At 73.2% G+C, this 13,498-nt stretch carries 12 protein-coding genes; 6 read left to right on the top strand and 6 right to left on the bottom strand.

Annotated features, from left to right (window positions below):
- Nucleotides 1–63: 63 nt before the first annotated feature.
- The 5 genes from rpsP to GQQ93_RS09550 all read left to right on the top strand — a co-directional run bounded on the left by rpsP (nucleotide 64) and on the right by GQQ93_RS09550 (nucleotide 2,935).
- A complete protein-coding gene (rpsP, locus tag GQQ93_RS09530; RefSeq protein ID WP_157424012.1) occupies nucleotides 64–492 on the top strand; it encodes a 30S ribosomal protein S16 in 429 nt (142 codons plus the stop codon).
- 3 nt (nucleotides 493–495) lie between these two features.
- Nucleotides 496–732 (top strand): RNA-binding protein, encoded by a 237-nt coding sequence (locus GQQ93_RS09535; RefSeq protein WP_056651189.1) that lies wholly within the window; start codon nucleotides 496–498, stop codon nucleotides 730–732.
- Nucleotides 689–1,348 (top strand): ribosome maturation factor RimM, encoded by a 660-nt coding sequence (gene rimM, locus GQQ93_RS09540; RefSeq protein ID WP_157424013.1) that lies wholly within the window; start codon nucleotides 689–691, stop codon nucleotides 1,346–1,348. The genes GQQ93_RS09535 and rimM overlap by 44 nt, the downstream gene beginning before the upstream one ends.
- A gap of 9 nt (nucleotides 1,349–1,357) precedes the next feature.
- Nucleotides 1,358–2,068, top strand: a complete 711-nt coding sequence (gene trmD / locus GQQ93_RS09545) for a tRNA (guanosine(37)-N1)-methyltransferase TrmD (RefSeq protein WP_157424014.1) — start codon at nucleotides 1,358–1,360, stop codon at nucleotides 2,066–2,068.
- A gap of 111 nt (nucleotides 2,069–2,179) precedes the next feature.
- Nucleotides 2,180–2,935, top strand: coding sequence for a sirohydrochlorin chelatase (locus GQQ93_RS09550; protein WP_246192253.1), 756 nt, complete (start codon nucleotides 2,180–2,182; stop codon nucleotides 2,933–2,935).
- Nucleotides 2,936–2,994: 59 nt separating this feature from the next.
- Here GQQ93_RS09550 and GQQ93_RS09555 read toward each other — a convergent pair whose 3' ends face one another.
- The 6 genes from GQQ93_RS09555 to nirB form a co-directional block, all read right to left on the bottom strand.
- The gene (locus GQQ93_RS09555) at nucleotides 2,995–4,677 is read right to left on the bottom strand and encodes an FAD-dependent oxidoreductase (protein WP_157424015.1); all 1,683 of its coding nucleotides are present in this window, start codon (nucleotides 4,675–4,677) and stop codon (nucleotides 2,995–2,997) included.
- On the bottom strand, nucleotides 4,674–6,815 hold the full coding sequence (locus GQQ93_RS09560; protein ID WP_157424016.1) for a molybdopterin oxidoreductase family protein: 2,142 nt from the start codon (nucleotides 6,813–6,815) through the stop codon (nucleotides 4,674–4,676). Before GQQ93_RS09560 ends, GQQ93_RS09555 begins: the two co-directional genes overlap by 4 nt.
- Nucleotides 6,816–6,826: 11 nt before the next feature.
- Nucleotides 6,827–8,233, bottom strand: coding sequence for an MFS transporter (locus tag GQQ93_RS09565; protein WP_157424017.1), 1,407 nt, complete (start codon nucleotides 8,231–8,233; stop codon nucleotides 6,827–6,829).
- Nucleotides 8,234–8,372: 139 nt separating this feature from the next.
- Nucleotides 8,373–9,503 (bottom strand): uroporphyrinogen-III synthase, encoded by a 1,131-nt coding sequence (locus GQQ93_RS09570; RefSeq protein ID WP_157424018.1) that lies wholly within the window; start codon nucleotides 9,501–9,503, stop codon nucleotides 8,373–8,375.
- Complete coding sequence (gene cobA, locus GQQ93_RS09575) at nucleotides 9,500–10,273, bottom strand: uroporphyrinogen-III C-methyltransferase (protein WP_157424019.1); 774 nt, start codon at nucleotides 10,271–10,273, stop codon at nucleotides 9,500–9,502. Before cobA ends, GQQ93_RS09570 begins: the two co-directional genes overlap by 4 nt.
- Complete coding sequence (gene nirB, locus GQQ93_RS09580) at nucleotides 10,270–12,885, bottom strand: nitrite reductase large subunit NirB (protein ID WP_157424020.1); 2,616 nt, start codon at nucleotides 12,883–12,885, stop codon at nucleotides 10,270–10,272. Before nirB ends, cobA begins: the two co-directional genes overlap by 4 nt.
- A 225-nt stretch (nucleotides 12,886–13,110) precedes the next feature.
- Here nirB and nirD point away from each other — a divergent pair, with 225 nt between their 5' ends.
- Nucleotides 13,111–13,470, top strand: coding sequence for a nitrite reductase small subunit NirD (gene nirD, locus GQQ93_RS09585; protein WP_157424021.1), 360 nt, complete (start codon nucleotides 13,111–13,113; stop codon nucleotides 13,468–13,470).
- The last annotated feature ends 28 nt before the right edge of the window (nucleotides 13,471–13,498 follow it).

The following is a 13,498-nucleotide window of genomic DNA, read 5'->3' on the forward strand; positions in this document are numbered from 1 at the left end:
CGCCGGGTGTGCACCCCACGCTCCAGGCGATCGGTTCAACCTTTCTACACATTCAGGAGAATCGTGGCTGTCAAGATCCGTCTCAAGCGTCTCGGCAAGATCCGTGCGCCGTACTACCGCATCGTCGTCGCCGACTCGCGCACCAAGCGCGACGGTCGTGTGATCGAGGAGATCGGCAAGTACCACCCCACCGAGCAGCCCTCGTTCATCGAGGTCGACTCGGAGCGTGCCCAGTACTGGCTCTCCGTCGGCGCGCAGCCGACCGAGCAGGTCACCGCCATCCTCAAGCTCACGGGCGACTGGGGCAAGTTCAAGGGCGACGCGAACGCCGTCTCGACGGTGCAGACGAAGGCCGCCAAGGTCGAGTTCGTCGCCGACGAGAAGAAGAAGCCGGTGCTGAAGCCCAAGGCCGAGAAGCCGGCACCCAAGGCCGAAGAGGCCCCCGCCGAGGCCGAGGCCGAGGCTGCGGAGACCGCGACGGACGAGGCGTAAGCCTTGCTCCAGTCCGCGCTCGAACACCTCGTCAAGGGGATCGTCGATCACCCTGACGACGTGAAGGTCGTCTCCGCGTCGAGCGCACGCGGCGAGGTCCTCGAGGTTCACGTGAACCCCGAGGACCTCGGTCGCGTCATCGGACGCGCCGGCCGCACGGCCAAGGCGCTCCGCACGCTCGTGACCGCGCTGGCCGATGGCCGCCGTGTGCGTGTCGACGTCGTCGACACCGACGACTGACGTGGCCGACTCACCGGGTACGCAGCTCCGGGTCGGGCGCCTCACGAAGGCGCACGGTCTGAAGGGCGCGATCAAGCTCGAGCTCTACACCGACGACCCCGAGCGTCGCTTCGTCCCCGGCGCGGTGTTCTCGCTGCAGGTCCCCAAGGACTCGCCGTGGCACGGCCGGCACCTGACGCTCCGCGAGGTGCGCTGGTACAACGGGCAGCCGGTCGGGTTCTTCGAGGGAGTCGACGATCGCACCGCGGCCGAGACCCTGCTGAAGGCCATCCTCTGGGTCGACCAGGTCGACGACGAGGATCCTGAAGACGACGCCTGGTACGACCACCAGCTCATCGGGCTCGCCGTGCTCCGCGACGGCGGCCGGATCGGCGAGGTCGTCCACGTCGAGCACCTTCCCGCGCAAGACCTTCTGATCGTCCGCGTCGACGAGGAGCGTCCCGGCGGTCGCGACGTCATGGTGCCGTTCGTCTCCGCGATCGTGCCCGAGGTCGACCTCGCCGCAGGCACCCTCACGGTCACCCCGCCGGCCGGGCTCTTCGAGGAGCTCGCCGAGAGCGCGTCGGCCGATAACGCGGCCGCGCCCGCCGGCGACGGCGACGCGCCCGCCGAGTAGGGCCTGCCGATGCGCGTCGACATCGTCACGATCTTTCCCGAGTTCTTCTCGGTGCTCGACCTGTCGCTCCTCGGCAAGGCGCGCGAGTCCGGCCTCCTCGAGGTCACCGCGCACGACCTGCGCGACTTCACGCGCGACCGACACCGCACCGTCGACGACACGCCGTACGGCGGCGGTGCGGGCATGGTCATGAAGCCCGAGCCGTGGGGCGAGGCCCTCGACTCGATCGTCGGCGACGAGGCATCCGATGCCCTGCTCATCGTGCCCTCGCCCGCCGGCGAGCCGTTCACGCAGGCGATCGCCCGTGAACTCGCCGAAGAGCAGCACCTCGTGTTCGCCTGCGGACGCTACGAGGGCATCGACCAGCGCGTCGTCGACCACTACTCGACGCGCATGCGCGTGCGGCTCATCTCGCTCGGCGACTACGTGCTGAACGGCGGCGAGGTCGCCGTCATGGCGATGATCGAGGCGGCGGGCCGTCTCGTGCCCGGCGTGGTCGGCAACCCCGAGTCGCTCGTCGAGGAGTCGCACGAGAACGGCCTGCTCGAGTATCCGAGCTACACGAAGCCCGCCGAGTGGCGGGGCCTCGAGGTGCCGCCGGTGCTGCGCTCGGGCAACCACGGCGCGGTCGCGGCCTGGCGGCACGAGCAGCAGCTCGAACGCACCCGCCGCGTGCGGCCCGAGCTGCTCGCAGACGGGCCCGACGGCGCGAGCGCGTGAGGCGTTCTTCACGCGCCCGAAACATCCGGCTCGCCGCCCCGTAACACCCGCTCCATACCGTCGAATCGGCGGGCACCACCGATTCCCCCGCCGGAGAGCGCGGGTCGGAGCATGGTCACGAGTGCAGTTCCGGCCCCGCTCGACTCCGCATCGATGCCGCTCCGCCTCGTCGCGGTGACGCACGGCGCGCCATCCGGGGCCAACCGGGAGGCGATCATGCGCCTCGTCGACGGCGTCGCCTCGGCCAGGCCCGAACTCGACGTCGCCATCAGCTTCGTCGACGCCCGCGACGGCGACCTCGCGGTCGGCCTCGTCGGCGGCGGCCCCGCGCCGGTGATCGTGCCGCTCGTGCTGTCGGCGGGGTTCCACGTGCGCACCGGGCTCTCGCTCGGGCTCGAACGGCTCGGAGCGGATGCGGGACTGGCCGAGGCGCTCGGGCCCGACGACCGCATCGTCGAGGTGCTCGCGCGCCGGCTCGCGCTCGCGGGCCTCGAGCGCGACGACGCCGTCGTGCTCGCCGCCGCGGGCTCGAACGATCCCCGCGCAGTCCGGGAGTGCTTCGAGACGGCTCGCCGGTTGGGCCTCAGGCTCGGCCGCTCGGTCACGGTCGGGTTCATCGCCGCGGCGATCCCGCGGCTGCCCGACGCGATCGAGATGATCCGCGAGGTGCACCCGGGGGAGCGGATCGCGGTCGTCCCCTACCTGCTGGCGCCCGGCGCATTCTCCGACGCGGCGGCGACCTCGGGGGCCGAGGTCGTGGCGGACCCGCTACTCCTGCCCGGCGAGCCGGCTCCCGCTGAACTCGTCGCGCTCGTGCTCGAACGCTATCGGGCGGCCGCCGACGCTGCGCACCGGATCACGGCGTAGGCGCGTCGGGGCGACGCATTCGGGCGTGCGCGACAACCGGCGGGTGCGTCCCGCGACGATCAGCCCGTGAGACTGGTGGCGTCGTCGGGCTCGCCGATGGGTGCGACGTCGTTCGCTCCTGCCGCCGCGCGCGCGAGCACCTCGGCGATCCGCCCCTTGCAGCCGCCGCAGCCGGTGCCGGCGCGGGTGTCGCGCCCCACGCACTCGACCGTGGTGCTGCCGCTCGCCGCCGCGGCCTCGATGCGCTCCACCGTGACGCCGTTGCACCAGCACACGGTCGCGGTGGGGGCGAACGCGTCGCCCGACGCCGTCGGGTCGTCGTCGGGTCCGTCGAAGCGGAGGAGCAGGGAGCGGTCCGCCGGCAGTTCGGCCCGGCGCTCGAAGAGCAGGGTCAGCTCGGCGGCGGTGCGGGGCATCCCGACGCTCGCGAACGCCGTGAGCACCCCGCCCTCGGTGACCATCTTCACGTAACGGTGGTGCTCGGGGTCGGCCCACTGGGCCACCCGGCGCTGCGGGTTCCTGGGGTCCTCGTCCCACGGCTCGGGCCCGACGTCGCCGACCGCGACGACATCGAGGTGCTCGGCCTTCAGCATGACGATCGGCTCGCGTTCGGCGGGCGGCGCAGTGCGCTCGCCGTGTGACGAGGGGCCGGCGCCGCCGGCGATCGAATCGGCGGATGCCTCGCCGCGGGCCTCGGCCGCGAAGCTCGCCGCGAGCCAGTCGGCCTGCCGCCAGCCGGGTCCGATGAGACCGGACGGGGCGCCGGGCAGGGTGCGTTCGAGCGAGTTCTCCTCGGTGCGTTCGACGACCTGCGCGCAGTCGCCGATGGCGAAGACCGCGGGGTCGCTCCAGGAGGCGAGCCACGGGTTCACGACGATGCCGGACGCGGTGCGGAGCCCGGCGAGGGTCGCGAGCTCGGTTCGGGCGCCGACGCCGCACGAGAGCACGAGCAGGTCGCCCCGGAGCTGCTTGCCGTCGGCCGTGACGAGCTGGTCGAACGATCGTGAGCCGTCGGCCTCGTCGCGGAAGCCGACCGCCTCGGCGCGCGAGTTCGCGACGACGGTGACACCGGTGCGTCGGAGCCCGGCACGGAGCACGAGCCCGGCGCCGCGGTCGAGGTTGCGGGGCATCGGGTGCGGTCCGTGGTGCACGACGCAGACCTCGGCGCCCGCGTGCGCGGCGGCGAGCGCCAGTTCGAGCCCGAGTACGCCGGCGCCGAGCACGATGATCCGGCGCCGCGAGCGCACCGCCGCGAGCACCCGTTCGGCGTCGGCGAGGTCGCGCAATGCCGTGATGCCCGCCGGCAGTTCGTCGTCACGGCCGACGAGCGCGTCGGCGTACTTCTCGAGCGAGACGAGGTCGCGCCTGCGGCGCTCGACGCCGTCGAGGGTCGGCACGTTCGCGCGGGCGCCCGTCGCGAGCACGAGCCGGTCGTAGCCGAGGTGCTCGCCCGTCTCGAGCTTGACCGTGCGGGCGTCGCGGTCGATCGCGCGGGCGGTGACGCCGAGCCGCATCCTGACGCCGGCGGCCTCGGCCGCCGCCCGATCGCCGACGAGCATCGCGTCGAGCTCGGTGCCGCCGACCGCGTACTCGGCGACGAGCACGCGGTTGTACGCCTCGACCGGCTCACCGCCGACGACCGTCAGCTCGAGCGAGCCATCGGCGACGGCCGGCAGCAGCTCCTCGACGAAGCGTGCGCCGACCGGTCCGTACCCGAGGAGGACGATGCGCTGCACGGTCATATCGGGGCTCCGGCTTCTGCGAGGCGGCCTGCGGGGCGGGCAGCGGGGCGCAGCCGCACGCGGTTCGTCTTGAACTCGGGCATGGCCGACACGGGGTCGACGAGGTCGCTCGTCAAGAGGTTCGCCGCCCGGTCGTCGCCGAAGTGGAACGGCAGGAACACCGTCTCGACCCGCACCTCGGTCGTGAGCAGCGCCGGGCAGCAGACGCGACCGCGTGCGTTCTCGACTTCGACGAGCTCGCCGTCGGCGATGCCGAGCCGTTCGGCGGTCGCGGGGTGGATCGACGCACGCAACTCGGGCTCGGCGGCGAGCAGCTCGGGCACGAGCCGCGTCTGCGCCCCGCTCTGGTAGTGCTCGAGCAGCCGACCGGTCACGAGGGTGAGTTCGTCGGGGGCGGGGCCCTCGAGCACGGCCGGGCGCACCGAGACCGGCACGAGCCTGGCCAGGCCGTCGGCGTGCGCGAAGCGCTCGTCGAAGAGCCGCGGGGTGCCGGTGCCGCCACGCGGGAACGGCCAGTACGCGGCCTCGCCCCGATCGAGCATCGCGTAGTCGATGCCCGAGTAGTCGGCGAGGCCGCCCTCCGACGCGAGCCTCAGCTCTTCGAAGACCCGTTCGGGATCGGTGTCGAACGTCGCCGGGCATTCGAGCCGCCGGGCGAGCTCGGCCAGCACCCAGAGCTCGTCGCGCGTGCCCTCGGGCGGCTCGATCGCCCGGCGTCGTCGCAGCACGCGTCCTTCGAGCGAGGTCATCGTGCCCTCCTCCTCGGCCCACTGGCGCACGGGCAGCACGACGTCGGCGAGCGCCGCCGTCTCCGAGCGCACGAAGTCGCAGACCACGAGCAGCTCGAGCGAGGCGAGCCCGTCGCGCACCGCGGCGACGTTCGGCGAGGAGACGACGAGGTTCGAGCCGTGCACGAGGAGTGCTCGCACGCCGCCGTCGCGGCCGAGCGACTGCAGCAGCTCGACCGCGGGCAGCCCCGGGCCGGGGATCGCCTCGGGCTCGACGCCCCAGACGCGGGCCACGTGGGCGCGTGCGGCCGGGTCGGTGATCTTGCGGTATCCGGGCAGCTGATCGCATTTCTGCCCGTGCTCGCGCCCGCCCTGCCCGTTGCCCTGACCGGTCAGCGTGCCGTAGCCGCTGCCGGGGCGCCCGGGAAGCCCCAGCAGCAGCGCGAGGTTGATCGCGGCCGTGGCGGTGTCGGTGCCGTCGACGTGCTGCTCGACGCCGCGCCCGGTGAGGATGAACGTGTTTCCGCCGGCGGCGAGGCGCCGGGCGAGGCGCCGCAGCGCCGTCGCGGGCACGCCGGTGACCGACTGCACGCGCTCCGGCCACCAGCTCGACACCGACCGCCGGAGCGCCGCGTACCCGATCGTGCGCCGTTCGAGGTAGTCGGCGTCGACGAGCCGCTCGGCGACGACCTGGTGGATGAGGCCGAGGAGCAGCACGAGGTCGGTGCCGGGCGCCGGCTGCAGGTGGAGGCCCTGCCCGTCGTCGGTCAGTCGCGCGGTCGCGGTGCGGCGCGGGTCGACGACCACGAGCCCGCCGGCGGACTGCGCGCCGGCGAGGTGCCCGATGAAGGGGGGCATGGTCGCCGCCACGTTCGACCCGAGGAGGAGGACGGTATCGGCCGCGTCCAGGTCCTCGACCGGGAACGGCAGCCCCCGATCGACGCCGAAGGCCCGGTTGCCCGCGGCGGCGGCCGACGACATGCAGTAGCGGCCGTTGTAGTCGATTCGGCTCGTCCCGAGGGCGAGCCTCGCGAACTTGCCGAGCAGGTAGGCCTTCTCGTTCGTGAGCCCGCCGCCGCCGAAGACGCCGACGGCGTCGGCGCCGTACTCGTCGCGGATGCCTCGCAGCCGACTCGCGACGAGATCGAGCGCCTCGTCCCAGCTCGCCTCCGCGAGCTCGCCGTCCGCGCCACGCACGAGCGGCACCCGCAGCCGCGAGGCGGTGCCGAGCAGTTCGGCGGAGGTCCACCCCTTCTTGCAGAGGCCCCCGCGATTCGTCGGGAAGTCGCGAGCGGTGACGCTCACCGGCGCCGTCGACGAGGGCGACGCCGAGGCATCCGGCTCGCCGAGCGTCATCGCGCACTGCAGCGCGCAATACGGGCAGTGGGTGTCGACTGAGGCTCGTGGCATCCGTGCTCGATTCAGATCTGCTGCGCGCGCGCCCGGCCGGGGCGCACGTAGACGAGGGCGGTCAGGACGAGGAGCACGGCGTAGCCGGCGACGAAGCCGAGGAAGGCGCCCGCGTAGCCGCCCGTCGCCTGGAACGAGAGGTTCAGCGCCTGGGGGATGAGGAAGCCGCCGTACGCGCCGATCGCCGAGATCAGGCCGAGCGCCGCGGCCGCCTTGCGTGCGCGTGCGCTCTGGTCGCCCGAGGCGCGCAGCGCGAAGACGATCGGCACCATCCGGTAGGTCGAGCCGTTGCCGGCGCCCGCCGCGGCGAAGAGCAGCAGGAACAGGCCGAGGAATCCCCAGAACCCCGTGACCGGAAGCGCGAGGACGACCGCGAGCGTGATCGCGGCCATCGCCGCGAAGGCGCACATCGTGATGCGGGCGCCGCCGAAGCGGTCGGCCAGACGACCGCCGTACGGGCGCGCCAGCGAACCGACGAGCGCCCCGAGGAAGGCGAGCCCGATCGACGTGCCGCCGACCTCGATCACCCCGAACTCGGGGAACTGGTCGACGATGAGCTTCGGGAACACGCTCGCGAATCCGATGAACGAGCCGAAGGTGCCGATGTAGAGCAGCGACAGCACCCAGAGGTGCGGCTCCCTGAGGGCCGCCGCCGAACCCGCGAGGTCGGCCTTCGCGTTCGAGAGGTTGTCCATGCTGCGCCACGCGCCGACCATCGCGACGAGGATGAACGGCACCCAGATCCAGCCGGCGAGCGGCAGGTCGAGGGCAGCCCCCGCACCGACCGTGATGATGATCGGCACGACGAACTGGGCGACGGCGGCGCCGAGGTTGCCGCCCGCGGCGTTGAGTCCGAGCGCCCAGCCCTTCTCGCGCTGCGGGTAGAAGTACGTGATGTTCGACATCGAGCTCGCGAAGTTGCCGCCGCCGAAGCCGGCGAGGGCGGCGGCTCCGAGGAGCACGCCGAAGGGCGTCTCGGGGTTTCCGACGCAGACGGCGAGGGCGATCGCCGGGGCGAGCAGCAGCCCCGCCGAGATGATCGTCCAGTTGCGGCCGCCGACGAGCGGCACGAGGAAGGAGTAGGGGATGCGCAGCGTCGCGCCGACGAGGCTCGGGATCGAGATCAGCCAGAAGATCTCACCGGTGGAGAGCTCGAATCCGGCGCGGGGCAGGGTCACGGCGACGATCGACCAGAGCTGCCAGATCACGAAGCCGAGGAACTCGGCGAAGATCGACCAGCGGAGGTTGCGGCGGGCGATGGCGCGCCCCTCGGTCTGCCACTGCTCGTGGTCCTCCGGATCCCAGTGGTCGATCCAGCGGCCCGGCCGCATCGCGAGCGCGGGGGCCTTGGCGGGGGCCGCGGTCGTGGCGGTCGCGGGATCCGGCTGGTGCTGCTCGGTGCTGACGGTGTCGGTCATCGGTGCCTCCGGCGGGGTCGGTGGTGCGCGGAACTCGTGCGGCCGACGCTACGGAGCGGGTGTTTCCGCCGGTCGTGCCGCCCGTGAACGCCTCGTCTCGAGGTGCTCACCCGGCGCCGAGCGGCGTGTGAGGCGGAGCTCAGACATCGATCCGATACCCGCGCTTGACCACGGTGGCGATGAGCCCGGGCACCCCGATCGTCTGCCGCAGGCGGCTGAGCGCGACCTCGAGGGCGTGCAGGTCGCCCGTGCCGGGCAGCCCCGACGCGAGCCGGTCGCGGGCGACGACGGCGCCGTGGGCGAGCACGAGCGCGCGCAGCAGGGCGAGCGCGACGGGCGCGAGCGGCACCCGCCGGTCGTCGATCTCGAGCACCGCCCCGCGGAGGGCGAGCAGCCCGTGACGGGTCTCGAGGCGCAGCACGCGCGACTGCTCGAGGTGTTCGCAGACGAGGCGGATGAGGGCGCCCATGCGGAAGCGTTCGGGCTGGATCGGCGTGATGCCCGCGTCGAGGAGGGGCGCCGCCGTCACCGGACCGACCGCCGCGGCGACGACGGGCCCGCACATCGCGTCGACGAGTTCGTCGTACCGGCCGCGCGCCTCGGCGGCGCCGAACAGCGCGTGCACGGCGGGTGCGCTCGTGAAGGTGATGGCGTCGAGCCCGCCCGAGCAGGCGGCGTCGATCAGCCGGTCGACCCGATCGTCGTCGGCGTCGGTCTCCACCCAACGGTACGGCTCGACGGTGAGCACGCGGGCGTGGGCGGCGCGCAGGCGATCGAGCTGGTGGGCCTGCAGGAAGCCGTGCAGCTGCACCGCGATCGTGAGCCCGGGCGGGTAGCGGTCGAGCACCTCGTCGATGAGCGACTCGGTCGTCTCCTCGGCGCTCATGCCGACGTCGTTCAGCCCCGCCGCGCGGATCCCGCCGCGCGCCTTCGGCCCGCGCACCAGGATCGCGGTCGCCTGCAGCGCGTCGACGAGGTCTTCGCCGAGTCCCGCCGAGTCGGCGACCTCGAACCAGCGCCGCACCCCGTAGGCGGTCGTCGCGAGCAGCACCTCGGGTCGCGCGGCGACGATCGCGCGGGTGTCGGCGATGACGGGATCGTCGCTCGCGGCGTTCGCCATCCGCAGCGTCGGCGCGTGCAGCACCTGCGCCCCGCGCCGCGCGAGGGCGTCGATGAGGTCGGCCGAGCGCCGGTCGCTCGTGACTCCGATGCGGAACCCCGCCAACTGGTCGGGCCGGAAGCCGGGCGGGCACTCCGTGGCATCCGTCATGCGATCACCGGCATCGCGGCCGCGCGGGCCATCGTCTCGGACGCAGCGGTCTCGCCGTCGTGGGCGAGCCGAACGACCTCGCCGATGACGACCACCGCGGGGGAGACGACCCGCGCTCGCGCGGCCGTCGCGACGATGTCGGCCAGCGTGCCGACGGTCGTGCGCTGCTCGGGGCCGAAGCCGCGTTCGACGACGGCGACCGGATGCTCCGCCGGAAGGCCGTGCCGGGTGAGCCCGGCCGCGAGCGAGGGGAGCGTGCCGACGCCCATGAGCACCACGATGGTGCCGCCGAGCCCCGCGAGGTGGGCGAGCTCGTCGTCGCCGAGCGGGGCGTGCCCCGAGACGACCGTGAACAGGCGGCTCACGTCGCGATGCGTGACGGGGATGCCGGCCGACGCCGGAACGGCGATCGCGCTCGAGACGCCGGGGACCACTTCGACCGGGATCCCCGCCGCCCGGCAGGCGAGCACCTCCTCGCCGCCGCGGCCGAGCACGTAGGGGTCGCCGCCCTTCAGGCGCACCACGTGGGCGCCGGATGCCGCGTACCGCACGAGCATCGCCTCGATCTCGTGCTGGGGCACGGCGTGGTGACCGGGGGTCTTGCCCACGTCGACGATCTCGGCGCGCGGCGCCAGGGCCGCCAGCTCCTCGTGGGGAGCGAGCCGGTCGACGAGCACGACGTCCGCGTCGGCGAGGGCGCGCACGGCGCGAACGGTGAGCAGGTCGGCGGCGCCGGGGCCGCCGCCCACGAGCGTGACGCGCCCGGTCATGCGAGCTCCTCCCGCATCGGGATCGTGGCGCCTGCGATGAGCACGGCCCGGCCGTCGGCCCGTTCCGCGGCGGTCGCCGGTCGGAACTGCTCGCGCTCGGCGACCCGGGCGATCGACGGATCGGGCGTGTTCGGGGCGTTCACGAACGAGCGGAACCGGCGCAGCCGCTCGGGATCGGCGAGCGTCGCCGCCCACTCGTCCTCGTAGTGCTCGACGTGGGTCGCCACGGCCGCCTCGAGTTCCGCGGCGAGACCGAGGCGGTCGTCCACGACGACCTCGCGCACGTGCTCGAGGCCACCCTCGAGGTCCTCAATCCACCGCGCGGTGCGCTGCAGTCGGTCAGCGGTGCGGATGTAGTACATGAGGTAGCGGTCGATGTAGCGGATCAGCGTCTCGTCGTCGAGGTCGCTCGCGAGCAGTTGCGCGTGCGCCGGCTGGAAGCCGCCGTTGCCGCCGACGTAGAGGTTCCAGCCCTGGTCCGTCGCGATGACGCCGACGTCCTTGCCCCGGGCCTCGGCGCACTCTCGCGCGCACCCCGAGACGCCGAACTTGAGCTTGTGCGGCGAACGCAGCCCCCGGTAGCGCAGCTCGAGTCTGACCGCCATCGCCACCGAGTCCTGCACGCCGTAGCGGCACCAGGTCGATCCGACGCAGCTCTTCACGTTGCGGAGCGCCTTGCCGTAGGCCTGGCCGGACTCGAAGCCGGCGTCGACGAGCTGCTTCCAGATGTCTGGCAGCTGGTCGAGCCGTGCACCGAACAGGTCGATGCGCTGGCCGCCGGTGATCTTCGTGTAGAGGCCGAACTCCTGAGCGACCGCGGCGATCACGGCGAGCTTCTCGGGGGTGATCTCGCCGGCGGGGATGCGCGGCACGACCGAGTAGGTGCCGTCCTTCTGCATGTTCGCCATCGCCCGGTCGTTCGTGTCCTGCAGGCCGCCGCGGCCGCCGTCGAGGATGTACGAGCCGTGCTGGGTGGCGAGGATCGAGGCGATCACGGGCTTGCAGATGTCGCAGCCGAGACCGGTGCCGAGGCGCTCGATGATCTCGTCGAACGAGGTCAGCCCGATCACGCGCACCGACTCGAACAACTCCTGGCGGGAGAGCTCGAAGTGCTCGCACAGCGCCCGCGAGAGGGCGACGCCCGACTTCTTCAACTCGCCCTCGAGGAGCTTCTTCACGAGCGGGACGCACGAGCCGCACTGCGTGCCTGCACGGGTGCACGACTTCAGTGCTCCGAGCTCCGTGCAGCCCTCCACGTGGCCGTCGCCGGCGATCGCGTCGCGGATGGTTCCCGCCGTCACGTTGTTGCAGGCGCAGACGAGCGCCGCCGCGGGCAGCTCGTCGCCCGCTGGAGGTTCGACCCCCGAGGCCGAGAGGTACGCGGCCGGCTCGCTCGAGAGCTCGGTGCCGAGGAGCGGGCGCAGGCTCGAGTACGGCGAGGCATCGCCGACGAAGATCCCGCCGAGGAGCGTCTTGGCGTCACCCGTCATGACGAGCTTCTGGTACAGCCCGCGCGCGGGGTCGGCGTAGACGATCTCGAGCGCGTGCGGGGTGCGGGCGAGCGCATCGCCGAAGCTCGCCACATCGACGCCCGAGAGCTTCAGCTTCGTCGCGTCGTCGACCGTCGTGAATTCGGCCACGCCGCCGAGCAGACGGTCGGCGACGACCTCGGCCATCGCGTTCGCCGGTGCGACGAGCCCCGTGCAGCGCCCCTCGAAGCTCGCGACCTCGCCGATCGCCCGAACATGCGGCAGCGACGTCGCGCAGGCCGAGTCGATCGCGACGCCGCCGCGCGGCCCGAGCTCGAGACCGAGTTCGCGGGCGAGCTCGTCGCGCGGGCTGATGCCGATCGCGAAGACGACGAGATCGCAGTCGATGCGGCGCCCGTTCGCGAGGTCGACGCCGACCACCGCGTCGTCGTCGACGAGCAGCGCGGTCGGGCGCACGCCGAGGTGCAGGCCGATGCCCTGGCCCGCGATGATGCGGCCGAGCGCCCGCCCCGCGCCCTCGTCGAGCTGGGCCGACATGAGCCAGCCGCCCGAATGCACGATCGCGGCATCGGCCCCGAGCGCGGTGAGTCCGCCGGCCGCCTCGAGCCCCAGCAGGCCGCCGCCGGCGACGACGACCCGGGCGGGCCGTCCGTGAAGCGCGGCGATCGCCGCGGTCTCGGCGACGAGCGCGTCGACGTCCTCGATGGTGCGATACACGCGGGCGTGCTCGGAACCGGGCAGCTCGGGCACCGGTGCGCTCGAACCGGTCGCGAGCACGAGTTCGTCCCAGTGCAACCGGCGTCCCGTCGAGGTGGTCGCCGTGTGCGCGACGGGGTCGATCGTCACGACGCGTTCGCCGACGACGAGCTCGACGTGCCCGCCGTCCCACATCTCGCTCGGTTGGAGTGAGAGGTCGGTGGTGCGGTCGGCGAGGCGGGTGCTGAGGGCGACCCGGTCGTAGGGCGCGTGCGGCTCTTCGCCGACGACGGTGACCCGCAGGCTCCGGGCCGCGTCGCGGGCGTGCAGGCTGTCGGCCAGCCGGTGCGCGGCGGGCCCGCCGCCGACGATGAGGACGTCGCGCACCCCGGTGCTGCGGCGGTGCTCGGTCGTGCTGCCGGTCATGCTGCCTCCCCGGATCGGATGAGGCGAGCGTAGGAGCGAGTCGTTTCCGGGCTGTTTCGGCCCGGTAACCGCGGAACGCGTGCGCCGCACGCTCGCAGGCGGGGGAGGTGAGGCGGTCTTCACCGCGCCGAAACACGGCGACCGGTCGGCCGAAACGACCCGGGGTTAGCGTCGGCGCAGGCACCGCCGGGCAGGAGCGCCCGGCTCGACCCTGGAGGAACCGCCATGACGCCGACCGCCGCCGACACCGCCACGAGGACCACCTGGCTCGCGGCCTGCCTTCTCGACGATCTCGAGCCGGAGTGGGGCGAGGTCGCACTGCACGGCCGCCGGCAGATCGCGCTCGTGCGCCTCCGCGACGACGAGGTCTACGCCGTCGACCATCTCGATCCCCACACCGGGGCGCCCGTGATGGCGCGCGGCATCGTCGGATCGCGGGGCGAGCGCCCCACCATCGCCTCGCCGCTGCACAAGGAGGTCTACGACCTCGGAACCGGCGAGTGCTTCACCGATGCGGCGCTCGCTCTGCGCACCTATCGCACGAGGATCGTGGGCGGCATGATCGAGGTCGAGCTCGACGGGTGAGCGCCGTCAGCGGGGCGCACCGCGCCCC

Origin of the sequence: Agromyces lapidis (assembly GCF_009749405.1) — a bacterium.
GTDB lineage: Bacteria > Actinomycetota > Actinomycetes > Actinomycetales > Microbacteriaceae > Agromyces > Agromyces lapidis.

Bases quoted from the DNA above. Each gene is read 5' to 3' on its own strand.
- rimM (WP_157424013.1), top strand. From the start codon at position 689: ATGGCCGCCGTGTGCGTGTCGACGTCGTCGACACCGACGACTGACGTG.
- trmD (WP_157424014.1), top strand. From the start codon at position 1,358: ATGCGCGTCGACATCGTCACGATCTTTCCCGAGTTCTTCTCGGTGCTC.
- GQQ93_RS09550 (WP_246192253.1), top strand. From the start codon at position 2,180: ATGGTCACGAGTGCAGTTCCGGCCCCGCTCGACTCCGCATCGATGCCG.
- GQQ93_RS09555 (WP_157424015.1), bottom strand. From the start codon at position 4,677: ATGACCGTGCAGCGCATCGTCCTCCTCGGGTACGGACCGGTCGGCGCA.
- GQQ93_RS09560 (WP_157424016.1), bottom strand. From the start codon at position 6,815: ATGCCACGAGCCTCAGTCGACACCCACTGCCCGTATTGCGCGCTGCAG.
- GQQ93_RS09565 (WP_157424017.1), bottom strand. From the start codon at position 8,233: ATGACCGACACCGTCAGCACCGAGCAGCACCAGCCGGATCCCGCGACC.
- GQQ93_RS09570 (WP_157424018.1), bottom strand. From the start codon at position 9,503: ATGACGGATGCCACGGAGTGCCCGCCCGGCTTCCGGCCCGACCAGTTG.
- cobA (WP_157424019.1), bottom strand. From the start codon at position 10,273: ATGACCGGGCGCGTCACGCTCGTGGGCGGCGGCCCCGGCGCCGCCGAC.
- nirB (WP_157424020.1), bottom strand. From the start codon at position 12,885: ATGACCGGCAGCACGACCGAGCACCGCCGCAGCACCGGGGTGCGCGAC.
- nirD (WP_157424021.1), top strand. From the start codon at position 13,111: ATGACGCCGACCGCCGCCGACACCGCCACGAGGACCACCTGGCTCGCG.